General features: G+C 48.4%; 27 protein-coding genes, 1 tRNA gene and 1 pseudogene. 16 read left to right on the forward strand and 13 right to left on the reverse strand.

Annotation, left to right across the window (positions count from 1 at the left end; all coding sequences use genetic code 11):
• Positions 1–33 precede the first annotated feature (33 nt).
• From EIP93_RS13745 to EIP93_RS13755, 3 genes are all read right to left on the reverse strand, one after another.
• Positions 34–1698 (reverse strand): methyl-accepting chemotaxis protein, encoded by a 1665-nt coding sequence (locus EIP93_RS13745; protein WP_116586767.1) that lies wholly within the window; start codon positions 1696–1698, stop codon positions 34–36.
• Between the two features lie 853 nt (positions 1699–2551).
• Positions 2552–2833, reverse strand: coding sequence for a hypothetical protein (locus EIP93_RS13750; RefSeq protein ID WP_103860390.1), 282 nt, complete (start codon positions 2831–2833; stop codon positions 2552–2554).
• Positions 2834–2991: 158 nt separating this feature from the next.
• The gene (locus EIP93_RS13755) at positions 2992–3291 is read right to left on the reverse strand and encodes a hypothetical protein (protein WP_072036800.1); all 300 of its coding nucleotides are present in this window, start codon (positions 3289–3291) and stop codon (positions 2992–2994) included.
• Between the two features lie 155 nt (positions 3292–3446).
• Here EIP93_RS13755 and EIP93_RS13760 point away from each other — a divergent pair, with 155 nt between their 5' ends.
• On the forward strand, positions 3447–3632 hold the full coding sequence (locus EIP93_RS13760; RefSeq protein WP_040031708.1) for a GhoT/OrtT family toxin: 186 nt from the start codon (positions 3447–3449) through the stop codon (positions 3630–3632).
• 83 nt (positions 3633–3715) lie between these two features.
• Positions 3716–4222, forward strand: coding sequence for a 2-thiouracil desulfurase family protein (locus EIP93_RS13765; RefSeq protein ID WP_103860389.1), 507 nt, complete (start codon positions 3716–3718; stop codon positions 4220–4222).
• 48 nt (positions 4223–4270) lie between these two features.
• On the opposite strand, the gene EIP93_RS13770 is transcribed toward EIP93_RS13765, so the two are convergent.
• The 3 genes from EIP93_RS13770 to EIP93_RS13780 all read right to left on the reverse strand — a co-directional run bounded on the left by EIP93_RS13770 (position 4271) and on the right by EIP93_RS13780 (position 5853).
• Complete coding sequence (locus EIP93_RS13770; protein WP_125232843.1) at positions 4271–4699, reverse strand: universal stress protein; 429 nt, start codon at positions 4697–4699, stop codon at positions 4271–4273.
• Between the two features lie 115 nt (positions 4700–4814).
• Positions 4815–5342 (reverse strand): isochorismatase family protein, encoded by a 528-nt coding sequence (locus EIP93_RS13775; protein WP_125232844.1) that lies wholly within the window; start codon positions 5340–5342, stop codon positions 4815–4817.
• An 88-nt stretch (positions 5343–5430) separates the two neighbouring features.
• Positions 5431–5853, reverse strand: coding sequence for an NUDIX hydrolase (locus EIP93_RS13780; protein WP_105879746.1), 423 nt, complete (start codon positions 5851–5853; stop codon positions 5431–5433).
• Between the two features lie 503 nt (positions 5854–6356).
• On the opposite strand from EIP93_RS13780, the gene EIP93_RS13785 reads away from it, so the two are divergent.
• Positions 6357–6611 carry a biofilm/acid-resistance regulator YmgB/AriR gene (locus tag EIP93_RS13785; RefSeq protein ID WP_103860385.1) on the forward strand — a complete coding sequence of 85 codons (255 nt, stop codon included), beginning with the start codon at positions 6357–6359 and terminating at the stop codon, positions 6609–6611.
• A 392-nt stretch (positions 6612–7003) separates the two neighbouring features.
• Here EIP93_RS13785 and EIP93_RS13790 read toward each other — a convergent pair.
• Positions 7004–7091, reverse strand: a tRNA-Ser gene (locus tag EIP93_RS13790).
• A 289-nt stretch (positions 7092–7380) separates the two neighbouring features.
• On the opposite strand from EIP93_RS13790, the gene yccA reads away from it, so the two are divergent.
• The 4 genes from yccA to tusE all read left to right on the forward strand — a co-directional run bounded on the left by yccA (position 7381) and on the right by tusE (position 11087).
• Positions 7381–8040, forward strand: a complete 660-nt coding sequence (yccA, locus tag EIP93_RS13795; protein WP_103860384.1) for an FtsH protease modulator YccA — start codon at positions 7381–7383, stop codon at positions 8038–8040.
• 120 nt (positions 8041–8160) lie between these two features.
• Positions 8161–9336: an IS4 family transposase gene (locus tag EIP93_RS13800; protein ID WP_125232845.1), complete on the forward strand. Its 1176-nt coding sequence runs from the start codon at positions 8161–8163 to the stop codon at positions 9334–9336.
• Between the two features lie 143 nt (positions 9337–9479).
• Complete coding sequence (locus EIP93_RS13805) at positions 9480–10685, forward strand: ISL3 family transposase (RefSeq protein ID WP_102119601.1); 1206 nt, start codon at positions 9480–9482, stop codon at positions 10683–10685.
• Positions 10686–10757: 72 nt separating this feature from the next.
• Entirely contained in the window at positions 10758–11087 is a 330-nt protein-coding gene (tusE, locus tag EIP93_RS13810) for a sulfurtransferase TusE (RefSeq protein ID WP_103860382.1), read from the forward strand.
• A gap of 12 nt (positions 11088–11099) precedes the next feature.
• On the opposite strand, the gene yccX is transcribed toward tusE, so the two are convergent.
• Positions 11100–11378 carry an acylphosphatase gene (yccX, locus tag EIP93_RS13815; RefSeq protein WP_103860381.1) on the reverse strand — a complete coding sequence of 93 codons (279 nt, stop codon included), beginning with the start codon at positions 11376–11378 and terminating at the stop codon, positions 11100–11102.
• Positions 11379–11604: 226 nt separating this feature from the next.
• Between yccX and hspQ the strand changes: the two genes are divergently transcribed.
• Positions 11605–11913: a heat shock protein HspQ gene (gene hspQ / locus EIP93_RS13820; RefSeq protein ID WP_103860380.1), complete on the forward strand. Its 309-nt coding sequence runs from the start codon at positions 11605–11607 to the stop codon at positions 11911–11913.
• Positions 11914–11994: 81 nt separating this feature from the next.
• On the opposite strand, the gene EIP93_RS13825 is transcribed toward hspQ, so the two are convergent.
• Positions 11995–12408 (reverse strand): CoA-binding protein, encoded by a 414-nt coding sequence (locus tag EIP93_RS13825; protein WP_107332680.1) that lies wholly within the window; start codon positions 12406–12408, stop codon positions 11995–11997.
• Positions 12409–12602: 194 nt separating this feature from the next.
• Between EIP93_RS13825 and EIP93_RS13830 the strand changes: the two genes are divergently transcribed.
• Together EIP93_RS13830 and EIP93_RS13835 are read left to right on the forward strand one after the other, a co-directional pair.
• Positions 12603–13127, forward strand: a complete 525-nt coding sequence (locus EIP93_RS13830) for a DUF2057 family protein (RefSeq protein WP_125232846.1) — start codon at positions 12603–12605, stop codon at positions 13125–13127.
• A 137-nt stretch (positions 13128–13264) separates the two neighbouring features.
• Complete coding sequence (locus tag EIP93_RS13835) at positions 13265–13723, forward strand: methylglyoxal synthase (RefSeq protein WP_010276040.1); 459 nt, start codon at positions 13265–13267, stop codon at positions 13721–13723.
• 85 nt (positions 13724–13808) lie between these two features.
• On the opposite strand, the gene helD is transcribed toward EIP93_RS13835, so the two are convergent.
• A complete protein-coding gene (helD, locus tag EIP93_RS13840) occupies positions 13809–15866 on the reverse strand; it encodes a DNA helicase IV (protein ID WP_125232847.1) in 2058 nt (685 codons plus the stop codon).
• 196 nt (positions 15867–16062) lie between these two features.
• On the opposite strand from helD, the gene EIP93_RS13845 reads away from it, so the two are divergent.
• Both EIP93_RS13845 and yccS read left to right on the forward strand, forming a co-directional pair.
• Positions 16063–16509: a YccF domain-containing protein gene (locus EIP93_RS13845; RefSeq protein WP_125232848.1), complete on the forward strand. Its 447-nt coding sequence runs from the start codon at positions 16063–16065 to the stop codon at positions 16507–16509.
• 20 nt (positions 16510–16529) lie between these two features.
• The gene (gene yccS / locus EIP93_RS13850) at positions 16530–18665 is read left to right on the forward strand and encodes a YccS family putative transporter (RefSeq protein WP_125232849.1); all 2136 of its coding nucleotides are present in this window, start codon (positions 16530–16532) and stop codon (positions 18663–18665) included.
• Positions 18666–18681: 16 nt separating this feature from the next.
• On the opposite strand, the pseudogene EIP93_RS13855 reads toward yccS, so the two are convergent.
• Positions 18682–19303, reverse strand: a pseudogene (locus EIP93_RS13855) (TfoX/Sxy family DNA transformation protein).
• 222 nt (positions 19304–19525) lie between these two features.
• Here EIP93_RS13855 and sulA point away from each other — a divergent pair.
• A complete protein-coding gene (sulA, locus tag EIP93_RS13860; protein ID WP_040031716.1) occupies positions 19526–20032 on the forward strand; it encodes an SOS-induced cell division inhibitor SulA in 507 nt (168 codons plus the stop codon).
• Between the two features lie 362 nt (positions 20033–20394).
• The gene (ompA, locus tag EIP93_RS13865) at positions 20395–21495 is read left to right on the forward strand and encodes a porin OmpA (RefSeq protein WP_125232850.1); all 1101 of its coding nucleotides are present in this window, start codon (positions 20395–20397) and stop codon (positions 21493–21495) included.
• Between the two features lie 149 nt (positions 21496–21644).
• Here ompA and matP read toward each other — a convergent pair whose 3' ends face one another.
• The gene (gene matP, locus EIP93_RS13870; RefSeq protein WP_109226092.1) at positions 21645–22103 is read right to left on the reverse strand and encodes a macrodomain Ter protein MatP; all 459 of its coding nucleotides are present in this window, start codon (positions 22101–22103) and stop codon (positions 21645–21647) included.
• 177 nt (positions 22104–22280) lie between these two features.
• Here matP and EIP93_RS13875 point away from each other — a divergent pair, with 177 nt between their 5' ends.
• Both EIP93_RS13875 and fabA read left to right on the forward strand, forming a co-directional pair.
• Complete coding sequence (locus EIP93_RS13875) at positions 22281–24050, forward strand: AAA family ATPase (RefSeq protein ID WP_125232851.1); 1770 nt, start codon at positions 22281–22283, stop codon at positions 24048–24050.
• A gap of 91 nt (positions 24051–24141) precedes the next feature.
• Positions 24142–24660 (forward strand): bifunctional 3-hydroxydecanoyl-ACP dehydratase/trans-2-decenoyl-ACP isomerase, encoded by a 519-nt coding sequence (gene fabA, locus EIP93_RS13880; RefSeq protein ID WP_039480199.1) that lies wholly within the window; start codon positions 24142–24144, stop codon positions 24658–24660.
• A gap of 94 nt (positions 24661–24754) precedes the next feature.
• Here fabA and EIP93_RS13885 read toward each other — a convergent pair whose 3' ends face one another.
• Positions 24755–25408, reverse strand: a complete 654-nt coding sequence (locus EIP93_RS13885; RefSeq protein ID WP_125232852.1) for a tellurite resistance TerB family protein — start codon at positions 25406–25408, stop codon at positions 24755–24757.
• Positions 25409–25415: the final 7 nt, after the last annotated feature.

Genomic DNA, 25415 nt, shown 5'->3' on the forward strand with positions numbered 1-25415 from the left:
GGTCAATCAACAATACAGGTTAACGACAAGACGTTAGAACGTCGTCCAATCCGCCAATTCACCTTTAGCAGACGTTTTTTCTGTACGGGCACTTTTAGGTGCAGCCAGTGCAGGCGCATCTGCTTTTCTACTTAACGCCGCGCTTTTATACGATGCGCCAAGATTGAACACGCTGACCGTACGCGCGAGGCTATTTGCCTGATCCTGTAAAGAGAGTGCAGCGGCGGCAGATTCTTCAACCAATGCGGCGTTTTGCTGAGTTGTGGTATCAATCTGCCCAACGGCTAAGTTGATCTGATTGATTCCATCGCTTTGCTCACGGCTGGCCTGCGCAATTTCGCTGATGATTCCCGTTACGCCCTGCACGTTCATCACCAATGAGTTCATCGTAACGCCAGTTTCTTCTACCAGCCCCATGCCATCCTGTACTTTCTTGAACGAATCATCGATAAGCTCTTTGATTTCTTTTGCCGCCGTAGCGCTGCGCTGAGCCAACGCGCGGACCTCGCTGGCGACAACGGCGAACCCTCTACCCTGTTCACCTGCTCGTGCCGCTTCAACAGCCGCATTCAGCGCCAGAATATTGGTTTGGAATGCAATGCCATCAATCACGCCAATAATTTCCGCCATACGCTGTGACGAATCGCGGATACCGCGCATTTCCTGCGTTACCGTTTCCATCATGGCACCGCTTTTTTTCACCGTTTCAGAAGCGCTGGCCGCAAGGTCTGTTGCCTGCGTCGTATTATCAGCGGTATTTCTTATTGTCGACGTCAATTGTTCCATCGATGACGCGGTTTCTTCCAGCGAGCTTGCCTGTTCTTCCGTTCGGGCAGACAAATCCTGATTCCCCGCAGCAATTTGCGATGCCGCGCTAGAGATCGTTTCTGCGCCATCGCGCACCTGGCTGACAATCTGCCTTAGGCTACTGTTCATATTATTCAAGGCAGATAACAGTTGACCGGTTTCATCTTTACGATCGGTATAAATTTCAGAGGTCAGATCGCCTTTCGCGACATTTTCGGCCACACCCAGCGCTTCTTGTATAGGCTGAGTGACGCTGCGGGTGATCAGTGAAGCAATAATCAATCCAGCCAGTGCACTGATGATAATGATCGTAGCGAGAACCATCAGCGCATTTTTATAGCTGTCACCCACCGCTTGCGCTGAGGATGACATTTTATCATCCTGTATATCGATGAACTCGCTGACTTTGCTGGTGTATTTCGCTTGAGTAACACGCGTTACATTGAAGTACTCTTCGGCAGCGGCGTCGGTGTTCCCTGCTGAGACCAGTGATGAGAGTTTATTCGCTGAACCAAGGAAATCGCGTCGGATATCGCTAATATCACGCAGTACCGCAACAGATTTATCGTCATTAACAGACTGGTTCAGATACTCCATGAGTTCAGATATTTTCCCTGAACGCTCTTTGTTCAGCGCCAGCTGTTTATTGATTTCGCTTTCTGATTTGAGTAATAACAACAGCTGCTGATTATTGAGGTAACCGTTCAGCTCATCAATGAGCTTGTTACTTTTGACGGTGAGCGGATAGTTTTGCGAAACAATCTCATCCATTTTTTCGTGAAAATCACTTAATTTTGAAATTGCAACGCTGCCAATTACCAAAAGCATTAAGACCAGAAAGGAAAACCCCGCCCCTAATCGATATCCTATACGCCAGTTGGATAAACTCATTAACATCTCCTTAATTAATTTTCTCTATCTGTATAAAAATATATAATTGAAAAATTAATATTTATTCAATAAATACAGATAGCTCCAATACTCTTTTTCATAACAAAAAATACACATCTCTGGACAGATTATTTATATGCCCTGGTGAGAAACATAAACAATATGTTGATAGGCATGGTCCATCAAACCACATCCATCACGGCGCGGTCGAACTGGTCTAGCCAGATACGGCGCTGGGTGCAAGACATCTGCACATACTGGCAGTGGAAAAAACGTCATCCTTTACACCTCATCTTTTACCGCACGTTCTCGTACCATGACTGGCTTCTTACATTCCCATGTTCCCTAAAGCCCAAGAACATTACCGTCACTAAAATTAGTGGTTAAATAGCAGCGACAAGGGTGAATAAAAACCAGAACACCTCTTCCTTACGCCGAAGGGGGTATCGGCCTTTTGTAGATAATCTTTATATTTTCTAACTTATGACATTAATATCTATTAAATCGATCATTTTTTTAAAATCTATCTATTTATAAGATATATAGACTTTAGAAAAATGAATATTGTATTTAGGATATAACAATAAAATCAAAAATAAATAATAACAATTTGTTATACATTTAAATAAATACTGTTTGAATTTATATTCAACCGCATGCAGGGAATGGCGATATATGAAAAATGAGGAAAATGGCGTGGGATAACGTGCTTTTCGGTGATATCCACGTGCTATACGAACATCAGGGGGAGCAAAAAAGACTCACCCAGACACCTTTTTATCAAGGTGTCTGGGTGATTTAATTTTGTTCTCTATTCTTTAAATCAATCAGAGATCAGAATCACATTCCAGCATTACTTTTTCTTGGAAGTCGCTTTAGATTTACCTTTCAGTAATTCCCTGAGTTTCTTGAGTTCTTTCTGCGTCAATGGCGCTTCTGCACCCACTTCCTCCGTACCTTGACTATCCACCGCTTCAGAAGACAGTTCAGAGGCCTGGTGGCTTTCATCAAAGCTTCTCAGTAACCGGGCACTGACTTCTGCACTGATAGATACTTCGTTTTCCAAGGCAGCCGCTTTGATTTTTTCTTTCAGCTCTGGGGAAATTTTCAGGGACAGGCTAGATATCTCACTCATTTTATTACCTTTCTCATGGGGTAAAATAGTAAGCTATGACAGCCAGCCTACAATGTCCATACTGAAATAAAAATTTAATATTTCTGTCACATAAATAGTTTAATTAATTTCTTAGCAAAGAGATTATTATTTCGCTATTTTTATTTTTCTGTCGAATGCTATGTATTTCCATTTTTCATTCTCCAGTCATCAATCATTTTTCTGGTCACGTCGTCTTTGTAACAAATTGGCGAATCGCCTCCTGCCCGACTCCATGCGCTACGCTTACCGCACTTGCTACCATTACGCGCTGAATTATAAGGACAAGGGCAATTACCAGAATAAGAAGAAATTGATTCCTGAATAATCTTTTCTTTGATCTGTTCATCAGAAATCCGAGAATTTTTCGCCATACTAGGTGTAGAAACAGAAAGCAGGGCAACAGCACACACCATCGCAACAGCCAGTGTTGTTTTCATACCGAAGGTCTCATTTTAACCAGAGGATAGTAACTGTAGTACAAAATACACACCGCAGAGCGATGCCTCACGACTACCCATTATGGGTTAAAAAATTGATCATAAAATATTAACAACATAAAATGCAGGCGCTTCGAGGATAAAAGGAAACAAACGTGCCACATCACTCCCTCTGGGAACTCATCAAACTTACCTACACGATCGGCTTTGTCGTTTCCCTGATCGTGACATTCTTGTTAAGTAAAGACAAATCCCTGTTCATCCGATTTTTTGCGTCATTAATAGTCGGACTAACCTGGCCGATGAGTTTTCCTGTTGTCCTGTTGTTCTCCATTTTTTGAAACGGCGTTTATCTTCCGCACAACGCGCATAATGACTCAATGCCGCAACGCCAATGCTCGCCTTTTAGAGGGAATATCCCACAATGCATAACATTCTGATCAGCGCCTGCCTGTCCGGCTTCCCTGTTCGCTATAACGGTACTGAAAAGAAATCTGTCGGCGAGTACCTTGCCCAATGGCGACAACAGGAAAGGCTGATTACGTTTTGCCCGGAACTCGCTGCGGGTTTCTCAACGCCCAGACCTTCAGCGGAGATTATTCCGGCCTCGGGTGGCAATTCGGTCATCAAGGCTGGTGCCAAAGTTGTCGAAGCAACCGGTGGTGATGTAACCGAGCGTTATATCCTGGGCGCCTGGCTAACACTGCAAATGGCACAACAGCATAACTGCCGCTTCGCTCTCCTTACAGAAGGAAGCCCATCCTGCGGCAGTCGCATCATATACAGCGGACGATTTGATGGTTCACAAACGGCAGGCAGCGGCGTCACCGCAGAATTGCTGCGCCACCACGGTATCGACGTGTTTTCCGATCGCGAGATCGAGCAGTTGATTGAACGGGTTGAGTATTGCGATAACCATGCTGACGCATAGTGTCGCTGCTGTCCCATAACCAAACGCGACAGCAGCGTTATGCAAAAACTAACGGATAACTAGCACTGACATTTTCGCATGGCGAACAATGGCGGCAGCATTTGAGCCAAGCAGATAGGTTTTCACATTCGGTCGCCGTGAACCGATGACAATTAAATCTGCATTAATCTCCTCCGCCAGCGCTAACACTTCGTCTCTGGCCGATCCGAAGCTGACGCTGCATGACAAACGCGATGCAGGAAGGTCGATCGTTTTCATCAGTGATTTCAGCTTGTCATTCGCTTTCACCACCGCCTCATTCTCAAACTCTTTTATGCCAAAAGAATAAGCAGATAAAAATGCTGACGCATCTGGGAGGGAATGAAAGAGGTGAATTGCGGCACCCGACATTTTAGCCAACCTGACGGCATGCGCAAGCGCGTGCGTGGTGAGTTCATCTTCTTCTATATCTACTGGTACCAGGATGCTCGTGTACATAATCACCTCTCCCCGTCGTGGATAACTGATTATCTGTCAGTCTGTAAGAAGCGTAGTCTGCTCCTCGTCAGCAGAATATGATCCCGTTCACTTTTACGCATGTTGCCTGCAAGTTTTAACCTGATACCGATCGCCATGAAGCAACGATGTGCTCCGTGGTTTCTACCGTAATCGTGTTGCCCGGAATAATAAAATTCCGCCACACGTCGTTGTAATGCGTGATGAGCTGTTCAGCTTTCAGTTCGCCGCGATTGGCCGTCGTGTGGGCATCAGCTGCAATCGTCAACGCATAGCCGCGGCTGGCTGCATTTTTAATGGTTGCATCAACGCAATAATCCGTCGCACATCCGCAAATCGTAAGGTGGTTAACGCCCAACTCAGCCAGCACATCGGCTAACGACGTGCGGTAAAATGCATCACACGCCGTTTTGGTGATCGACAAACTGCCCTCAGGCTGGTGCAACTCAGGTAATAACTGCCATCCCTCGCTGCCAGACAGCATGCCGTCTTCCTCATGCTGAATAAAGATCGTCCGATCTGCTGCATCTGAAAGCTGGTTTATCAATGCGACCGTCTGCGCTTGCCGCGCTCTTGGCGTTGCAAAAACCGCATTTTGCATATCAATCACTATCAAAACCTGCATCTTTTTTCCTTATTTCGACGCTTAACATCGGCACGTATTATCATCACGGAGGCAACGGCCTATCATCATACCAACCCGTCAGTTCTGGCTAGATCATATCCACTATACCATGAGGATAAAACCTGATTTCCCCTGAACGCAGCAAATCAATATCAAACCAGCGGGTAATGATCGGAACACCGTTTGTCTCTATACCATGAATGGTATCTTGTTGATAAAGCGACTCATCCTGAAAACGAGCCTCATAAACAAAGACAATCTCATGGCCCGGTTTGCCATTGTAGGAGAAAATATTCTCTGAAACGCCCAACAGCGAAAAGTCCTTGGTCGCTGCACTGATTTCCTCCTGAACTTCCCTCTCCGCCGCGGCCTGCGACAGTTCGCCAAAATCGATGCCACCCCCGAGCGGCAACACATAGTGCTCATCTTTTATTGGGTCATGCCCTTCTGCTAACAGAATCTTGCCATTATTGCGGAAAAGACAAACTGCTTTTGCTCTGATCTTTTGCATGCCAACGCTCCAAGTAAACTACAGCACTCTTTTGATAAAAATACATTTTTGGGTAAACGGACATTTTTTGACAAAAAGACATTTATTGATAAACAGCCTGTATCGCAGAAAAATGTCATCTTCTTGTACAGATCAAAATCTTATAGGATGTAATCAAAATGCATTAATAGTCTTTATGTTCAGTTAATGTTTTTCCCTGCCTCCTTTCCTCTCGTTATGTTTAACTTATTGAAGTCATGTATCTCGCATAATTATTTCAGACATAATATTGGCAGGGAACAATCAATTCATATTTATCCGCCTGACCATTGATCGCCATCATCCTTTCACGTTTGGCAGCATCGTTGAGTAACGCTGTGTTTATTTATCTTATCGACTGGTTTTATGCGTATGATCGACTAAAGTTAAGTAACCATTTCTTCATGTCTGGCGGATAACGCGTTCGTGCTGTCTGACAAGGCGTGCATTGACCACGTCAGAAAGCGCTAAAGGGAGGAAAAGCAATGCATTCAGAAGTGCCCCAAAACGAGCTCCTGATATCTGATGTCTTCAGCCTTGACTCTCAGATCAGCGATATGGAAATGCTTGGCAACATTGTGGAAGAGATCATTCAATCTGGCCATTCCGTCAGTAACAAAGCCATCATCGCTAAATTAGTCCACAAGATTGAAACAGAAGCCAATGCCGTTTTTCAGGAAAAATATCGCACATTGCTAGATCTAGTTGTTTATAAAACTCAGGATGACTTCCTGATTTAATCTGTAGTCAATACATCAATCTATCGTTTTTCAGTAACGTTTATACTTTCTAATCTGGGCATTTTATTTAATGTACGCACAGCTGACTATTAATATATGACTGCTAAATAACATCGGTATTTATATTGTTATTATTCTGGAGCAATAACTATCGATTTATTAATAATAAGTAACGCGGCGCTTATTTATTTTTTACCAATCGTTAGCATTCATTTCTGAATGAATAGTTGATGAGAGAATCCGCCTCGTGTCTTCGCTACACATTACAACATGCTCAGCGCGGACGTTGTTACGGACAATCGGCACATCAGCACCACAAGATAAAAAACGATTCTGGGATTTGATAGCAGAAACGAAAACGGGCTAGCCTAAGCTAACCCGTTGAATTTTTTTGGCGGAGGAGTAGAGATTCGAACTCTAGAACACTTTCGCGTCGCCGGTTTTCAAGACCGGTGCCTTCAACCACTCGGCCACTCCTCCGCAATGACGCGAACTATAAACAGTGTGTGAAATCTTGTAAAGCATCACAGCGCTCGATTGCCTGAAAAATAACCTAACGCAACGCAATTGTACGTAAAAACGCCACATGACAGATAAAATAGTGCAATTTATCTCGGGCACCACAAGACTTGCAGAACAAAATACGAGCGCTGGCACACAGAATGAAAAAACTTCAGCGTAAAGAAGGGTAAACCACCTTTAATAACGCCCTGCAACTATTTACTCTTTGACATTGGATAATAGCACCCTGAAGAGAGAGTCGCTGACTATGGATCGTATTGTTGTTTCCTCTACCCGTGAAAGCTCGCTACTCAGCACCCATAAAGTGCTGCGTAATACTTATTTCCTGCTGTCGCTGACACTGGGTTTTTCCGCCGTTACCGCAACGGCAAGTACCGTACTTAACCTGCCCGCACCTGGCTTAATTCTGATGCTGGTTGGGTTTTATGGTCTGATGTTCCTGACGCACAAGCTGGCTAACAGCCCTGCCGGTATTCTGGCGGCGTTCGCACTGACCGGATTCATGGGTTATACGCTGGGCCCGATTTTAAGCTCGCTGATTTCTTCCGGCGCAGGCGACATTGTCATGTTAGCGCTGGGCGGTACAGCTGTGGTGTTCTTCTGCTGTTCAGCTTATGTCTTAACAACACGTAAGGATATGTCCTTCCTGTCTGGCATGATGATGGCAGGATTCGTCGTTCTGGTTGTTGCCGTTATCGCCAATCTGTTCTTGCAGATTCCGGCCCTGCATTTGGCAATCAGTGCCCTGTTTATTCTGTTCTCTGCGGGTGCCATTCTGTGGGAAACCAGTAACATCATTCACGGTGGCGAAACCAACTACATCCGGGCAACAGTTAGCCTGTACGTCGCGATATACAATATCTTCGTTAGCCTGTTGAGCATTCTGGGCATCATGCGTAACGACTAAGTCTCGTCTATTGCCGCACCGAGAAAGCCCCATCTGGGCTGACGGCTCCCCATAAATAAAGACAGGCATAGAAGGTTGTGATCTACTTAGTGTTCCACCAAAAAGTAAGGTCACTCCTCTATGCCTGCTTCACAAGTTTGCCATAAATTTTTCAGTCAGTCCCTCAACTCACTTCATCAGTACCGTAAAAACGCCCTGCTCGATATGACCGTTGCCCTGACTCGTGGTGCTTCGCTCTCCCTTACCAGTATTGGCAGATACCTGCCTGGCTCGGCACGTGTTAAGCACAAGATTAAGCGTGTTGACCGGCATCTCAACAGCGATCTGATGTTCAGCGATATTCCCACCGTCTACCGGCAGCTTGTATCCCGCCTCACGCGCGGCCTTTCATTATGTGTTATTGCTGTGGACTGGAGCGGCTATCCATCATCGGAACTCAGCGTTTTACGGGCAAGTTTATTATGCGATGGCAGAGCTATCCCGCTGATGAGTAAAGTCGTTTCCTCTCAATACCAGAATAACTCTACCGTCCAGAACGACTTTCTCGATCAGATGGCTGCCGCCATCGGCAAAGATAAACAGGTCATTGTCGTGACCGATGCAGGCTTTCGTAGCAACTGGTTTCACCACATTCGCTCTCTGGGTTGGCATTTTGTCGGACGTGTCAGAGGTAGCCTCTATTTTCAGATAATCGGGGATGAAGGATGGCAGATGGCGCGGGATATCACGTCAGTTGCTAAGCCATGCTATCTGGGATTTGGGCGACTGGCGCGCAGCGCCTGCCGTGACTGCCTCGGGCATTTCTATACGGTTCATAAGCGGGCAACGGGCAGGAAAGGCAGCCAGCGCTTCCCTAAAACGGACAGGATGTACCGTAAAAATGCGCGCGAACCGTGGCTGCTTTTTACCAGCCTGATGGGATATAAACCCCGTGAGATAGTCAAAATTTACAGTCGCCGTATGCAGATAGAGCAGAACTTCAGAGATGAGAAAAGTGAACGTTATGGTCTGGGGCTGCGGGCAAGTAAAAGCCGGGGAGAAAAGCGACTATCCGTGCTTTGCCTGGTCGCAACGCTCTACAGCATCATCATGTGGCTGACGGGATACTACCTTGAAAGTAAGGGGATAAATCGATGGTTTCAGGCGAACAGTGAGAAATCACGAAGGGTATTGTCGTATCTGACGTTGAGTGAAAATGTCATCCGGCAGTCACCGGGACTCCTGTCGGGAATGAACCCCGACAGGGTTTATGCAGACATAGTGAGAGCCTATCGAAACATCATCATGGTGTATTGATGATGTTTCTGGGGATCCCTCAGCCCATCTGGGGCTTTTTTTAGGTTCATCGCGCTTAAGCGTGAACCAATAGAAAACGGCGGTAAAAGTGGTTAGTTTTGTATTCGCCAAAACACTAACCGACCACTCAACCGCCGTCTGCCATGAATGCTAACCTCTCTTCCCTTTTCTGGGAAGGCTTTACCGTTGACTCCTTTTCCCATTCCTCATCTGATGCGCTGCTTATTACGCTTCGCCCAGAACCCAGTTTTACACCCCAGTGCCGCCGGTGTGGCCGAAGAGACTGTGCCGTTCATGATGTCTCTGTACGTCAGGTTCGTGAGCGGGATTTGCTGCACTGGCGCGTCACGCTTCTGGTTCCTGTTCGTCGTCTTCGCTGCGCCTGCTGCGGTGTTGCCACCGAACGTATCTCCTGGTTGCCTGAGAGGCAGCGTTACACCTCTACATTATCAGTCTGGGTTGAGTCTCTTAGCCGTCTACTCCCCGTGAAGCACGTAGCACAGCTGACTGGCCTGCACTGGCACACCATCAAGAATATCGACCTCCGCCGTTTGCGTCGGGAATTGCAGGAGCCAGAGCGACATACACTTCGTCGCCTGATAATGGATGAGTTCGCCCTGTTTAAAGGTCATCGCTATGCCACTGTGGTCGTGGACGCTGATACGCAGCAGGTGCTGTGGGTCGGGGAAGGTCGCAGCCGCGCGGCCTTCCGCCCGTTCTTCACCTGGCTGGGACCGGAAGGCTGCGCGGCTATCGAGTCTGTCGCAATGGACATGAACACGGCGCTGGACCTTGAAGTCAGGGAGCAATGCCCACAGGCGGAAGTGGTCTATGACTTGTTCCACGTGGTGGCGAAGTTCGGTCGCGAGGTCATCGACAGGGTGCGGGTTGACCAGGCGAATCAGCTACGTGACAACGCGAAAGCCCGGAAGGTTATCAAGCGCAGTCGCTGGCTGTTGCTGCGTAACGCTGAAAATCTGCCAGCAGGTCATGATGTAAAGCTAGCAGAGTTGCTGGAGGCAAACCAGCCGCTGAACACCGTGTACGTGATGAAAACTGCGCTGAAAGAGCTGTGGTATGCGCCGGATAAGGAGGTCGCCCGGCATCGCTGGGATGAATGGTACAGGCAGTCTCAGGAGAGCGATATAAAAGCGCTGCAGCAGTTTGCAGATAAGCTCAAGGGCTACGTGAGCGGGATAATCGCCAGTGCTGAACATCGTCTGAATACGAGTGTGCTGGAGGGGATGAATAACAAAATCAAGGTACTAAAGCGAATGGCTTATGGATACCGGGATAACGACTACTTCTTCCTGAAAATTAAAGCAGCGTTCCCCGGTAAAGCGCGATGAACCTTTTTTTACTCCAGTGCAGACAGCAAAATTTGTTAAACTGCGGGCTGAGATATCGCAGTCGGAGAGAAGATGTTGGAGTTTGAAGGGCGAACAATCGCAACTGACGCGCAGGGTTACCTGATGGACAGCACCGTATGGAGTGAAGCATTGGCTCACGTGTTAGCGGAACAGGAAGGCATCGTGTTGACCGAACCACATTGGGAAGTCGTCCGGTTTGTGCGGAATTTTTATCAGGAATTCAATACGTCCCCCGCGATACGTATGTTGGTTAAGGCGATGGCGCAAAAATATGGTGAGGAGAAAGGAAATAGCCGCTACCTGTATAAACTGTTTCCAAAAGGGCCAGCCAAGCAGGCAACTAAAATCGCCGGCTTACCCAAACCGGTGAAATGCATCTAGCGTCACCCAGATTCAATAGCGGATCGTAAAACTTTCATAGTCCGTCTTGCCATGTGGCTCAATAAGCACCTTATCAACTCTGGCGCTTCGTGGGCCCCCTTGTTTCAACCACTCAATCAACGCGTCTACCGCATGAGCTTCACCGCTTGCGACCACCTCCACACTGCCATCATCACAATTGCGTGCATACCCATTGAGCCCAAGACGCATAGCCTGATGCTGCGTGCTGTAACGAAATCCAACGCCCTGAACCACACCATAGACATAGGCGACAGTCGCTATCTTTGTCATCTTCTCCCCCTTTTCAAGTCTAGCGATCAAACAACATTTCATTAGCAGGGCTGTATCTTCTAAAAATTTACACCATACTGTTAATAATGTGTTCAGCCAGCGATTCATCAACGAATACATTACTTGAAAAAACGCTGTACGCTAAAAGGCGTTATCGGATGCGGTTGTCTTTCCTCCACGCTATCCGCAACGAGTAGAAAGTGTAATCTATTTCCAGGGGGGTGATATGATCATCTGTAAATTTGGTATCGGACAACAGATTCGTCATAGACAGCTGGGGTTTCCAGGGGTCGTTATCGATATCGATCCCGAATACTCATTAGACACGCCCACCTGGGAAGAAATTAGCGGCAATGATACGCCGCGCGCCGAACCGTGGTATCACGTTGTGATGGAAGATGACGAAGGCCAGCCGATTCATACTTATCTGGCAGAAGCACAGTTGATGAAGGAAGAGCTTTCTGAGCATGAGCACCCTTCGCTAAACGAATTAGCCGAGGTCATTCAACGCCGTGCGCCACAGCTGCGCCATTAGTTTTTCACGACAAGCAATACTGACGATCAAAGGCAAATATTGGCGATGTTGTGGTATTCAGCATCGCCTACTATCTGCAACTTATTTTTCCAACCCCAGCCGCGGGATTTCAATTTTCGGACAGCGATCCATTACGACTTTCAGCCCAGCATCGTGAGCCAAAATTGCCGCTTGCTCATTAATAACCCCAATCTGTAGCCACAAAACGGTAGCGCCGATGGCGATGGCCTCTTTGGCTATGTCATAAGCTGCCTCCGGCTGGCGAAAGACATCGACCATATCAACCGGTTTAGGAATGTCCGCTAAGTTGGCATACCCTTTTTGACCTAAAAGTGTCTGGCCGGCCAGTTTGGGACTAACGGGGATAACCTCGTAACCCTGTTTAAGCAAATACGCCATCACACCATAACTCGGGCGGGACGGATTATCGCTGGCCCCTACTAACGCAATAGTTTTTACCGTTTTCAGTACAGACTCAATATCTCTGTCATTCATGCTATTCAACCTCTCTTGCGTGATTTATTACAGTGTATCTCACATCCTACGAATAGCAGGAAATGGCTTAAAACCACCGCCATCTGTGCCTTATAGCGCGAAAAATGCCATAACACCCTGTTTCAAATTGAAACCTTTGACACATTCAGACAATTCCTCAACAATACTCGGATTACGTGCCATCTGGGAAAATTATGAAATTCGGCTTCATCACTGTCTGCCTTTTTATTGCAGGTTTAAGTACCTCAGCAATTGCGGCAACAACGTTGAAATTAGATCAGAAGATCGATCTCCTTATAGTTGACGGGCAGAGGATGTCAGGCTCGTTGCTGAAAGGTGCCGATAGCCTCGAGCTGAGCAGTGGGCAACACCAGATTCTGTTCAAGGTAGTCGATACTGTCGACCACCAAACCGGTGCGCCAGCAACCTATTTTCCTTCAACATTCATTGCGACCTTTAATACAGAAAAAGTGGCATCGGTATCATTTAAGCTGCCGCCGCTGCAAACCCTTCAGGATCGCAAGAACTTTACCGCCCAGCCTGGATATCAATTGCTTGATGAAAAAAATCAGGCAATCCCTGTTCGTACCGATGCAATTGTGATCGCAGACAGTGAGCTACTCGATATAGAGCGAAAAATGTCCGAGTACAACGCAGCAGCGAAAGGCGCTTCGGTCGCAGGCTTTGCTGCCGCACTGAATGAATCCGTAAGCTGGTGATTTTATACGCAGTCACCATAGATTTTTGATACCCGTTCGCCTTTTCCTGCTTTTATCGCTTTGCACTGAAACTGCGTTTCCGTAATCTGTCTGTACCCTAGCGTCAGCTTTACTACACCAGATTGAAGGACGTAACCATGGAGTTCACCACCCGTACCATCCCCGCGCAAAAACATATTGCGCTGGTAGCACACGACCACTGTAAACAATCTTTACTGGATTGGGTTGGTACGAACAAACAACAGCTCACAGAGCACACGCTTTATGCTACCGGAACTACCGGTAACCTGATTCAATTGAACACGGGTCTGCCCGTAAAAAGCATGCTAAGTGGACCGATGGGGGGTGACCAGCAGGTTGGCGCACTCATTTCTGAAGGGAAAATCGATTTAATGATCTTCTTTTGGGATCCGCTTAACGCCGTGCCACATGATCCCGATGTGAAGGCGCTGCTGCGGCTGGCTACGGTTTGGAACATTCCTGTTGCCACCAACCGGGCAACGGCTGATTTCCTGATTAACTCAGCGCTATTTAAAGAACCGGTTCAAATCGCCATTCCTGATTATCAGCGCTACCTGCAAGACCGTCTGAAATAATATCAGCACATCACAATGGACCAGCGGCGCACTACATGTACTACACCGTCGACGCTGGTCTCTTCTGTTCTACATCTCTTTTTTGTTATCCCGGCTTACGCTGCGTCGGTACACCTAAACGATGAAGATGTTGAATAAACACCGATGGATTCGCCACATCTTGTAGCAACCAAACGCGATGCTTCGCCCTCGTCAACGCCACATACAGTAAACGTCGCTCTTCCGCATCGGGGAAATCCTCCGGTTCAGGTAACAGCACCGCCTCAATTACGGACTCTCTTGCCGGAGCCGGGAAACCGTCTTTCCCTTCATGCATACCCACGATAATCACATATTCCGCCTGCTGCCCTTTACTGGCGTGCACCGTCATGAAATCAATCTGCAAATTCGGCCATTTGGTCGCAGCCTTCTCTAAAATCGCCGGGCGTAAATGGTGATAACGCGCCAGCACGAGAATGCGTTCATCAGCTTTCACAAAGCCGCTCAGTTTATCCAGAAGTGGCTCAAGCTGATCCTGAGGCAGGATGGCCACCGCTTTTTTATCTCCCTTGCTCAGGCTATTAAGCGGTTTCTTCAACTGATACGGGTTTTGCTGTATGAACGTATTCGCAATTTCACCAATGCGTTCATTAAAACGGTAGGTGGTATCCAGCGCACACTGCTCGCCAACGCCGAAATGCTGTTCAAATGCTGTCGTCAACGCCAGCTCAGCACCGCTAAAACGGTAAATTGCCTGCCAGTCATCCCCTACAGCAAAAAGACAGGTACGGCTATTTTGTCGACGCAATGCTGCTAACAGTGTTGCACGCTGTGGCGAAATATCTTGAAATTCGTCCACCAGAATGTGCTTCCAGGGGCTCACAAAGCGCCCTTTATCCAGCAAGTTCACAGCCTGATGGATAAGACCGGAGAAATCGACGGCATTTTCGTCCTTAAGCGCTTTTTTCCAGGCTTTCAACAACGGCGCCATCAGGCGAACTCGTTGCTGAAACGCTGTCCGAATGGATTCTGGCGCCTGCTCAACCATTTCGCTCTGGCTGCCGCCGTGCATACGTATCAATCCTAACCAGCGCTCCAGTCGCCCGGCCAACCGCCCCGCCAGCTTCGGGTCGTTCCAGAAATCACCTTCTGGCACCTCCCATTCCAGCTCTTCCGTTAACCAACGTCGCCACCCGTTAGCCTGCGTTTTTTTCTCGGCACACTGCTGCTGCCAGTGAGAAATCAGCAGTTCGCGCCGCTGTTTCGCATCACTTTCCAGTTGGCTTATCATCGGAGCCTTGCGGCTAGCCTGCTGAATAATGTGCAATGCCAGCGCATGGAACGTCTTAGCCTGAATCTCATCCGTGTTGAGCCGCTCCTGGATGCGCTCGTTCATCTCTTCTGCCGCTTTACGCCCAAATGCCAGCAGTAAAATCTGATCGGGTGTGGCTTCTTGACGATGCATTAACCATGCTGCTCGGGCCACCAGCACGGAGGTTTTTCCGCTGCCAGCCCCGGCCAATACCAACACGCCCTCTTCGCCATTGATCACCGCTTTACTCTGCGACACATTTAATGGCGAACTCTCCACCGTTTCAAAGAAAGGCTGTTCTGCCGCCAGCGTGCGATCCATCCATGCCTGATTCACCGCAGTGCGCGTCTCATCGCCCTGCTCAAGCCAGCGCAAGCAATGCTGGTAGTGATCACGACAGTTATCAAAGGTTTCAAGACGAGACACAGGAAGAGGCAAAGCCCCCAGCGAATCGCGAATGGCATTTTGCAACGTTGCCAGAGCCTGACGGCTAAACCATTTGTCTTGCTGCGTCAGTGTTTGAATGCTGTCCGTTTGGCGCTGCAAAACTTCAGCGCTGATCAGACTCATCTCCTCGCTCCAGTCGAGCCAGGATTTAAGAAGATGGCGGTAAAAAGCCTGCGTTTCCTGCCACTCTGTTCCGTGCAAGCGCACCACTTTTCCGGCTGGCAATTCAAATTCCAGCTCTCCCCACACCAGCCCTCTTTTACAGTGAATACTCAGCAACTGATTAAAAGGGATCAGGTATTGATGTTTATCGCCACTCACTTCGACACCGGCATTCAGTAACCGCACCCGGTTGTAAGGATGCTGGGCCAGATGTTTACCTAACGAGGTAGATTTCAGTTCCATGATGTTCGCGCCATGACTATGTGAGAGGTTATTCGTCCATTTTTATCGTTTAGCTGTTCCCTAGTTTACCCGTTATCGGACTTCACGCTCTAGCCTTAAAAACAGGTTAGGATATCCTGATGCTTAATGTGATAATTCTTTTACCATCAGCGAGTTTGGGACGTTATCTGGTTACCTTACAAGTACAGGAGAGACTATGCGTACTGTGTTGAATATCCTTAATTTCGTATTAGGTGGTTTTTTCACCACGTTAGCCTGGCTTCTGGCGACAGTCGTCAGCGTGCTGCTGATTTTTACCTTACCGCTAACGCGTTCATGTTGGGAAATCACCAAACTGTCGCTCTTGCCTTATGGCAATGAAGCTATCCATGTTGATGAGCTACGCCCAGATGAAAAGAGCGCGATTCTCAGTGCAGGTGGATCGCTGCTGAATATCTTCTGGTTCATATTCTTTGGCTGGTGGCTTTGCCTGTCGCACATCATTACCGGTATCGCACAGTGTATTACGATCATTGGTATTCCTGTCGGCCTCGCCAATTTTAAAATTGCCGCCATCGCGCTGTGGCCTGTAGGGCGTCGCGTGGTTTCCGTCGAACTGGCGCAGGCTGCGCGGGAAAACAATGCCCGCCGCCACTTTCGCTAACGGCATATAAGGATATTACGTTGCTCACCTTCACCCCGGGAATTCGCCGCTATGTGTATAACAGCAGTTGGCTGTATACCATCCGTATCCTCATTGCACTGAGTGGTGCGGCGGCCGTTCCCTGGTGGCTGGGGCAGCCAACATCAACAATTCCCGTCACGCTTGGCGTCGTCGCGGCCGCCCTCACCGACCTTGACGATCGCCTCACTGGACGTCTGCGTAATTTGTTCATTACGCTGGCCTGCTTTTTTGTCGCTTCCGTTTCGATCGAATTGCTTTTCCCCCATCCCTGGCTGTTTGGCCTTGGTCTGGCGGTATCGACCTGCGGCTTTATTCTGCTCGGTGCATTAGGGCAGCGCTATGCAACCATCGCATTCGGCGCGCTGCTGATCGCGATTTACACCATGCTGGGCATATCCCTTTACGACAACTGGTATCAGCAGCCCATCATGCTGCTGATCGGGGCCTCCTGGTACAACCTGCTGACGCTATTCGGCCATCTGATATTCCCCATCCGCCCGTTGCAGGATAACCTCGCGCAGTGTTATCAGCAGTTGGCTCGCTATCTGGATGCCAAAGCCAACCTCTTCGATCCCGATATTGAAGAAGAAACCGACAAGCCCCTCATTGACGTCGCGATGGCAAACAGCCAACTGGTTGCGACACTCAACCAGACCAAGTCATCGCTGCTAACACGTCTGCGTGGCGATCGCGGCCAGCGCGGAACGCGTCAAACGCTGCACTACTATTTTGTCGCGCAGGATATTCACGAACGGGCCAGCTCATCGCATGTTTACTATCCGCAATTGCGTGAGAAACTGCGCTATAGCGACGTCCTATTTCGCTTTCAGCGTCTGCTGAGTAGGCAGGCCAAAGCCTGTCAGCAGTTGTCGCAATCCATTCTGCTGCACCAAAAATATCAGCATGACGGCCGCATTGAGCGGGCTTTTGTGCATCTTGAATCCGCTATTGCACGTATCGCTGCCAACAACATGGCAGACGCCGCACAAATCAAAGCGCTCACCTATCTCTTGAATAATCTGCGCGCCATTGATGCCCAGTTGGCGACGATCGAATCTGAACAGGCTATTGAGAAAGAAAACAACCCGGAAAACACGCTGGCAGATGACAAAATCACGGGGTGGAGCGACATCCGCTTGCGCATTAGCCGCCACCTGACACCGCAGTCAGCACTGTTTCGGCATGCCATCCGTATGTCCGTGTTGCTCTGTAGCGGCTATGCATTGATTCAGGTCACGGGCTTGCAACACGGTTATTGGATTCTACTCACCAGCCTGTTTGTTTGTCAGCCCAACTATAACGCCACTCGGCGGCGGCTGACGTTGAGAATTATCGGGACATTGACCGGTATTTTACTCGGTCTGCCCATCCTGTACTTCGTTCCTTCGCTGGAAGGACAACTGACGTTGATCGTTATCAGTGGCGTACTGTTTTTCGCCTTTCGCAACGTGCAGTACGCCCACGCGACCATGTTTATTACGCTGCTTGTCCTGCTCTGTTTCAACCTGTTGGGTGAAGGCTTTGACGTTGCGGTGCCACGTATTATTGATACCCTACTCGGGTGTGCCATTGCATGGGCTGCTGTCAGTTTTATTTGGCCGGACTGGCGTTTTCGCGGTCTGCCAACCGTCATCAATAAGACATTGGACGCCAACTGCCGTTATCTTGATGCGATCATGGTTCAATATTATCAGGGGAAAGATAATAGCTTGCCTTATCGCATTGCTCGTCGCGATGCGCATAACTGCGATGCAGAGCTGGCATCCGTCGTGTCGAATATGTCCTCAGAGCCCCATGCGACCAGAAGTAAGCTGGACAACGCATTCCGCTTCATGTGCCTGAATCATACGTTACTAAGCTATATTTCGACGCTCGGCGCACATCGCGGGAAAATTACCTCAACGGAAACGCTGCAATTGCTGGATGATGCCGTCTGTCATGTTGATGATGCGCTACACTGCAGCGAAGAGGAAAGTTTACGTATCAATCAGGGATTGAAAACCATTACCGCCAGCCTTCAATCCCTTTCACCCGAGTCAGACAGTAAAGAATCATTAATTATTCAGCAAATCGGCCTGCTGATCGGTCTCTTACCTGAACTCGTACAGCTAAAAAATGACATGATGACACAGTAAAAATATGACGTATCTCTTAGTGCTTTGGCCCTTTGGAGACGGTATTGTTTTTATACCATTCCAACAGTTCATTGCGGATACCGCGAGGGAGTGCCGCCTGATGTGTACCACAAATTGCACCAGCAAGCGCCAATAGCACATTCACACTCAGATTAGCCCGAACCTTCCGCAACTTGAGATAGCTGTTTTTTGCACCGTAATGCTGTAACTCATCGACATTCTTGATCCCCGCTTTCCACAGCAGCCGTTCGATATCATGGTTAAGATTCGGGAGATCCTTTAACCGCCCGTTGGCACTTCTGACTGCTTGATCATACTGCGCGCCTCCCAGCGCCAGATGGGCGAAATACAGTAGCTGCTCAGATTCTTGCCATAATGCCTCATCGACAAGAAAGTAATTCAACGGAACAGGCATGCCGCGCTTGGTATAAATCAGATTAGGCATATCACGCTGTTGAAAATATTTTTCATCCTTCTTACTGGCGCGCAGATAAAGTTCCCCTTCCGACACCAGTCCAAAAATCGTTTTATTTGCTGCGATGCTGTAGCCACCAAATTGGGAACGTGAAGTAATGTCCCCCCAAAGATGAAAAAGACTGCTGAGATTGCAAAATCCTTTTTTTGCATAATTGCTTCATTGCCGTAATCCTTAGTATTGAAATGATCTCTTCCTGAACAATTAAAATATTCGTAGCAGGAACAAATAATTAACCACAGCTCCGAGGTGGCTTCAAACAGTAAATGTGTTTACTGTCTCTTGCATAAGAAATATGCGAAGCGCTTTCAAAAAATCAGGTTGATTTTCACGCACACAGCATATACTGTATGTTCATACAGTAATACTATGGGTAGAACTCATTATGCGTACACAATCAATCCGCTCTCACAACATCGAGCCATCATCGTTTTCTGCAAATCAACACTCTGCGGAGCCCTCGGTTGCCACAGGTGGAATTATCAGCGAAATCGTGTACAACGCCGATCAGCCCATAGTCACACACCTGTTATTACCGCTCTTACAGCAGCTAGGCACGCAGTCTCGGTGGCTGTTATGGCTTTCGCCTCAGCAAAAATTGAGCCGCCCTTGGGTACAGCAATCTGGGCTCCCGCTGGATAAAATGGTGCAACTCCACCACATCAATCCGCTGTTTACGGTTGATGCCATGGAAAGAGCCTTGCTGACAGGGAATTACAGCGCTGTTTTATGCTGGTTACCGCACGAATTGACGGAAGAAGAGAAGGTTCGGTTGCGGCACGCCGCACAGGCAGGAAATACGTATGGCTTTATTATGCGGCCAGAAAGTGCTGGCGGTGACGCCTATAGACTGTTTCCTAGCCTTAAAATTCATTCGACATTGTATCATTAAGTAAATTAAGAATTTTCTCAGCCCCTTCAGGTTATATGTCTTATCAATCGCCGCAGAGCGGTATTCTGCGGGCTTTTTGGGTGTATTTAATACAGCTAAAAGGCGTAAGATCTGTCAAAAGCATCTACTATTTGTTAGCAAGTATGTATGAATCGTGCGATTTTCTTATGACGTAAATCACATCATACTTGTAACTTTCTCACTACGTTGTAGACTTTAACTCGCTGGAGTTGCTCTTTTATAACGTCAGTTGACTGACAGTGAGTCATAAATAAGGGCAAAGTCTCCGACCAAAGGATTTTAACCAAAGGTTTATTAGCCCTCCGGGTTAATTGCCGATTTGGATGATAATGAGGCGTAAAATGAAAAAAACAGCTATCGCAGTTGCAGTGGCACTGGCTAGCTTCGCGACCGTCGCGCAAGCAGCTCCTAAAGACAATACCTGGTACACCGGTGGTAAACTGGGTGTGTCTCAATTCCACGATACTGGTTTCTACGGAAATGGTTACACTGGTGTCAACAACAACCCAATCAAAAGCAAGTTAGGCGCTGGTGCATTTGTTGGTTATCAAGCCAACCCGTACCTGGGCTTTGAAATGGGCTACGATTGGTTGGGCCGCATGAAGTATGCAGGTTCTACTGCTAACCCAGCAGACAGTGCGAGCTTAAAGGCACAGGGCATCCAACTGGCCGCTAAACTGAGCTACCCAGTTCTGCCTGATCTGGACGTTTATACTCGTCTGGGTGGTATGGTATGGCGCGCTGACAGCCATGCAGCTACGTCAGTAAACACTGGTACAAGAGCTGACATCAACAACGACGACACTGGCGTTTCCCCGCTGGCTGCAATCGGTGTTGAATACGCTATCGACAAAAACTGGGCTACTCGTGTTGACTACCAGTGGGTAAGCAACATTGGTGACGCTGGTACCGTTGGTGCGCGTCCAGACAACATGCTGATGAGCGTTGGCCTGTCTTACCGCTTCGGCCAAGATGACCGCGTAGCGCCAGTTGTTGCTCCGGCTCCAACTCCAGCTCCAGCTCCAGTTGTTGAAACCAAGCGTTTCACGCTGAAATCTGACGTCCTGTTCAACTTCAACAAAGCAACGCTGAAAGCAGAAGGCCAGCAATCACTGGATCAACTGTACACCCAGCTGAGCTCTCTGGATCCGAAAGACGGTTCCGTTGTTGTTCTGGGCTTCACTGACCGTTTAGGTTCAGAGCAATACAACCAAGCCCTGTCTGAAAAACGTGCACAGAGCGTAGTTGATTACCTGGTTTCTAAAGGTATCCCTGCGAACAAAGTCTCTGCTCGTGGTCTGGGTAAATCTCAACCAGTTACGGGTTCTACCTGTGACAACGTTAAACCTCGTGCTGCGCTGATCGACTGCCTGGCACCAGATCGTCGCGTAGAGATCGAAGTTAAAGGCATCAAAGACGTTGTAACTCAGCCTCAGGCTTAAGTTATTAACGAAAAAAACCTCGCTCCGGCGAGGTTTTTTTATGCCGGACATCCTTGTCCGTCACCCTGTGGGCCGTTGCTACGCAACGTTGAAAAACGCTCCCTGCGTTTTTTTATGCGTGTTTGTCAGCGCAATAATGAAAAAAACGATCACGTCTCGTCTTTATTCAGAATGGCTTTAAGATCCTGTTTAAGCAGCGACATCTGGCTGGCATATTTTTCTTTGTGCTCAGCGTCTTCGATTAACTGCACAATCGTTTCTGATAAAGTCACGTCGCGTCTCTGAGCGAGAGCCGCAAGGCGCTGCCAGACCAGGTATTCCAAATCGATCGATTTCTTGCGTGTATGCTGGTGCTCTGCGTTGAAATGGCGTTTGCGCCGTGCGCGAATCGTTTGCTTCATCCGGTTTTCTAAGGTGGGATTCATACATTGCGCAATCCACTCCAGTACTTTCACCGGCTGGTTTTCCATTTTAAGCAATGCCTGTACGGCATCATCCGCAGCGCTTTGCTCGAGAAAACACGTAATCTCTTCTCCCTCCCGATGCTTCTTCACCAGGTATTTCCATTTCCACCCGCACTCAAGATTTTCTAGTTGTTGATATTTCATATTAAATTCTTCAGTGACCGCGTAACGTGACTTTCAGCATAACAGTTTTCCCTGATTTTGACCGCTTTCTGGCAGTTTTCTGACAGCTTTTAAGACGGTTAGCCAAACGTGGGCTGAGCTTCACCGTATGAAAGATGACGGAGAGATGACTCTCCTTATGTGAAGTCTAGATTATTCTTGTATAATCACGCTTTTCCTTCAGACGATTACATTGATACTTTGACCAGTAACCGACTCTCATGGCAGCATTTACTGCCCAATAATACGCCTTATCAAACGCTATTCACTCAGGCAGCTCAACTTGCTCCTGCTGAATTCTCCGCTATTCAGTCACGTCTGGCAGACAGCCTGACGCTCTTTTGCCACCCTCGCTCACCTTCGCGCTTTATGCTGTTGAAAGCGCAGGAGAATGATGAATATATGGCATTGATCGCCCGTGCGCTGAGCGCCATCAGGCCAGACTCCGGGGCGATACATGGCAGTAAATATATCATTGAGGGTCGTCATATCCGGGTCGAATCCGCCACACAGCCTGCGGATAACTTTGCCGCACAGCAATCCTGTGGCTATCAGGAATGGATTGAACCTGAACAGCTCTTCGGCTGCGTGCGCAGTTTTCACGATGAAATCACGCTGCATCCAGGGCTGATTCACCAGATTAATGGCGGTACGTTGATCCTGTCGGCCAGAGCACTGCTGGCTCAGCCTTTGATGTGGCTGCGCCTGAAACAGATTATGGCTGAAGGCATCTATCGTTGGCTGTCGCCAGACGAGCGCAAGCCACTTCCTGTTGATGTGCCACCGATGCCGCTTGATATTCGCCTGATTATTCTCGGTGACCGCGAAAGTCTGGCAGACATTCATGATATGGAGCCGGAATTAGTCGAACACGCGATTTACGGTGAGTTCGAAGCGCAATTGCAGTTGATTGAAACTGACGACATGGCGCGCTGGTGTACCTACATCAATGCACTGTGCAGCGAAAATCAACTGCCGCTGCTGGACACAGATGCCTGGCCTGCATTGGTCAATATTGCAGTGCGCTACAGCGGCGATCAAGGCAATTTGCCATTATGCCCACGTTGGCTAATCGGCCAGTTGAAATATGCATCGCTATACGCCAGAGATGGTCAGATCACGGAGCAGGCGCTGGTTGACGCCATTGCCGCTCGCCAATGGCGTGAAGGCTACCTGCGTGAACGCATGCAGGATGAAATCGAATTAGGCCAAATCCTGATCGAAACGGAAGGCGAAGTCATCGGCCAGATTAATGGACTTTCCGTATTGGAATTCCCAGGCTACCCGGTTGCCTTTGGCGAGCCGACACGTATCAGTTGCGTGGTTCACGCTGGCGACGGTGAATTCACCGATGTCGAGCGCAAAGCCGAACTGGCTGGCAATTTACACGCCAAGGGTATGATGATCATGCAGGCGTTCCTGATTACGGAACTGGAGCTTGATCAACAGCTTCCCTTCTCAGCGTCCATGGTCTTCGAACAATCGTACAGCGAAGTTGACGGTGACAGTGCCTCACTGGCAGAGCTATGTGCGCTGATTAGCGCCCTCTCCTTGCGGCCGATCAATCAGCAGTTCGCCGTGACTGGTTCCGTCGATCAATTTGGCCATGTGCAACCTATTGGCGGCGTGAATGAGAAAATCGAAGGTTTCTTTGAGGTCTGCCAGCGTCGTGGATTGACGGGAACGCAGGGCGTGATTTTACCTGCGGCTAATTTACGCCATCTGTGTTTACAGGAAGATGTCATTGAAGCGGTACGCGAAGGGAAATTCCATTTATTCCCGGTAGAAACTGCGCCGGAAGCGGTGTCATTATTGACCAACTTCGCTTATGACGATGAACAGCAACCAAACCTGTTGTCCGCCATTCGTGAGCGAATTGGACAGATTTCACCGCAGGAGCGTAGACGTTTCCCTTGGTTTTTCCGTTAAACCAACTGGTTTAACCAGACGCAACAGACTTGCCCAGCGTACAGGTGTACGCTAACCTGCGTGCTTCATTAAAACAAGGCTTACAGAGACCATGGTAGATAAACGCGAATCCTATACAAAAGAAGACCTCCTTGCCTCCAGTCGTGGTGAACTGTTCGGCCCGCAAGGCCCTCAGTTACCTGCCCCTAACATGCTAATGATGGACCGCGTCGTTAAAATGACGGAAGACGGCGGTAAGTATGGCAAAGGCTATGTGGAAGCCGAATTGGATATCACGCCTGACCTGTGGTTCTTCGGTTGCCATTTCATCGGCGATCCGGTGATGCCAGGCTGCCTCGGTCTGGATGCGATGTGGCAATTAGTCGGATTTTATCTGGGCTGGCTGGGCGGCGAAGGCAAAGGCCGCGCGCTCGGCGTGGGTGAAGTTAAATTCACCGGACAAGTGCTGCCGACAGCGAAAAAAGTGACTTATCGCATTCACTTCAAACGCGTGATCAATCGCCGTTTGGTGATGGGTATTGCTGATGGTGAAGTGTGGGTTGACGGTCACCAAATCTATACCGCTGACGAACTGAAAGTGGGTCTGTTCAAAGACACCAGCGCTTTCTAAGTATCAGATAGCACTGCGGGCGAAAACCTTTTCGCCCGCGTTATCCGTTTATTTATCCAATATTATCTCACCACAGCTTAAATCACTCGCCCTATCATGATGGACTTTTCAGTTCATTGGTGATCGACTGCCGTACATCTTGCGGTATCTTCAATTCAGTCGCTAGCGCATCCAGATAGCTTTTCTCCATGAAGTGATCGACATCAATGACCGCGCAGCTCAAGAAGTAGACCTCAAGCGCCTCTTCCTCATTCTTCACATCTTTCGCCAGCAAAATCGGGTCAAGCGGTTGTTCTATGGCTTCCTGTACCCAGCGGTGTGCTTCACTGCCCAGTTGCAGTTGCTGGATATTTTCATCAATACGCTGTTTCTCGGTTGCATCAATATGGCCGTCACTCTTGGCAGCAAAAACCAGAGCCTGAATCAAACGCCGGGCGCGAATATTGTCGCCAGAGGACTGGTTGCCAAACTGTGGATCGTCCTGATGCGTGTCGCGAACGCGTTTTTTGTACTGGTTCCACAACACCACGCCCGCCGCTGCACTACCGCCAATGATCAACGCATTTTTACCCAATGAACCCATGATTTTCCGCGTGGATTTATTCGATAACAACACACCCGCCAAACCGCCCAGCGCAGCAGGCTTCAGCATGTCACCCAAATTGCCATTTTTGCCCCCTTGATGCTGATTCCCCAGCTTGCTACCGGAGCCTAATAAGCCCTGAATCTGTTGCAGCCAATTATTCATTTTCATT

The organism is Pectobacterium versatile (genome assembly GCF_003932035.1).
Taxonomy (GTDB): Bacteria; Pseudomonadota; Gammaproteobacteria; order Enterobacterales; family Enterobacteriaceae; genus Pectobacterium; species Pectobacterium versatile.

Coding starts and splice junctions, on each gene's coding strand:
- EIP93_RS13745 (WP_116586767.1), bottom strand. CDS start 1,698: ATGAGTTTATCCAACTGGCGTATAGGATATCGATTAGGGGCGGGGTTT.
- EIP93_RS13750 (WP_103860390.1), bottom strand. CDS start 2,833: ATGAGTGAGATATCTAGCCTGTCCCTGAAAATTTCCCCAGAGCTGAAA.
- EIP93_RS13755 (WP_072036800.1), bottom strand. CDS start 3,291: ATGAAAACAACACTGGCTGTTGCGATGGTGTGTGCTGTTGCCCTGCTT.
- EIP93_RS13765 (WP_103860389.1), top strand. CDS start 3,716: ATGCATAACATTCTGATCAGCGCCTGCCTGTCCGGCTTCCCTGTTCGC.
- EIP93_RS13770 (WP_125232843.1), bottom strand. CDS start 4,699: ATGTACACGAGCATCCTGGTACCAGTAGATATAGAAGAAGATGAACTC.
- EIP93_RS13775 (WP_125232844.1), bottom strand. CDS start 5,342: ATGCAGGTTTTGATAGTGATTGATATGCAAAATGCGGTTTTTGCAACG.
- EIP93_RS13780 (WP_105879746.1), bottom strand. CDS start 5,853: ATGCAAAAGATCAGAGCAAAAGCAGTTTGTCTTTTCCGCAATAATGGC.
- EIP93_RS13785 (WP_103860385.1), top strand. CDS start 6,357: ATGCATTCAGAAGTGCCCCAAAACGAGCTCCTGATATCTGATGTCTTC.
- yccA (WP_103860384.1), top strand. CDS start 7,381: ATGGATCGTATTGTTGTTTCCTCTACCCGTGAAAGCTCGCTACTCAGC.
- EIP93_RS13800 (WP_125232845.1), top strand. CDS start 8,161: ATGCCTGCTTCACAAGTTTGCCATAAATTTTTCAGTCAGTCCCTCAAC.
- EIP93_RS13805 (WP_102119601.1), top strand. CDS start 9,480: ATGAATGCTAACCTCTCTTCCCTTTTCTGGGAAGGCTTTACCGTTGAC.
- tusE (WP_103860382.1), top strand. CDS start 10,758: ATGTTGGAGTTTGAAGGGCGAACAATCGCAACTGACGCGCAGGGTTAC.
- yccX (WP_103860381.1), bottom strand. CDS start 11,378: ATGACAAAGATAGCGACTGTCGCCTATGTCTATGGTGTGGTTCAGGGC.
- hspQ (WP_103860380.1), top strand. CDS start 11,605: ATGATCATCTGTAAATTTGGTATCGGACAACAGATTCGTCATAGACAG.
- EIP93_RS13825 (WP_107332680.1), bottom strand. CDS start 12,408: ATGAATGACAGAGATATTGAGTCTGTACTGAAAACGGTAAAAACTATT.
- EIP93_RS13830 (WP_125232846.1), top strand. CDS start 12,603: ATGAAATTCGGCTTCATCACTGTCTGCCTTTTTATTGCAGGTTTAAGT.
- EIP93_RS13835 (WP_010276040.1), top strand. CDS start 13,265: ATGGAGTTCACCACCCGTACCATCCCCGCGCAAAAACATATTGCGCTG.
- helD (WP_125232847.1), bottom strand. CDS start 15,866: ATGGAACTGAAATCTACCTCGTTAGGTAAACATCTGGCCCAGCATCCT.
- EIP93_RS13845 (WP_125232848.1), top strand. CDS start 16,063: ATGCGTACTGTGTTGAATATCCTTAATTTCGTATTAGGTGGTTTTTTC.
- sulA (WP_040031716.1), top strand. CDS start 19,526: ATGCGTACACAATCAATCCGCTCTCACAACATCGAGCCATCATCGTTT.
- ompA (WP_125232850.1), top strand. CDS start 20,395: ATGAAAAAAACAGCTATCGCAGTTGCAGTGGCACTGGCTAGCTTCGCG.
- matP (WP_109226092.1), bottom strand. CDS start 22,103: ATGAAATATCAACAACTAGAAAATCTTGAGTGCGGGTGGAAATGGAAA.
- fabA (WP_039480199.1), top strand. CDS start 24,142: ATGGTAGATAAACGCGAATCCTATACAAAAGAAGACCTCCTTGCCTCC.
- EIP93_RS13885 (WP_125232852.1), bottom strand. CDS start 25,408: ATGAATAATTGGCTGCAACAGATTCAGGGCTTATTAGGCTCCGGTAGC.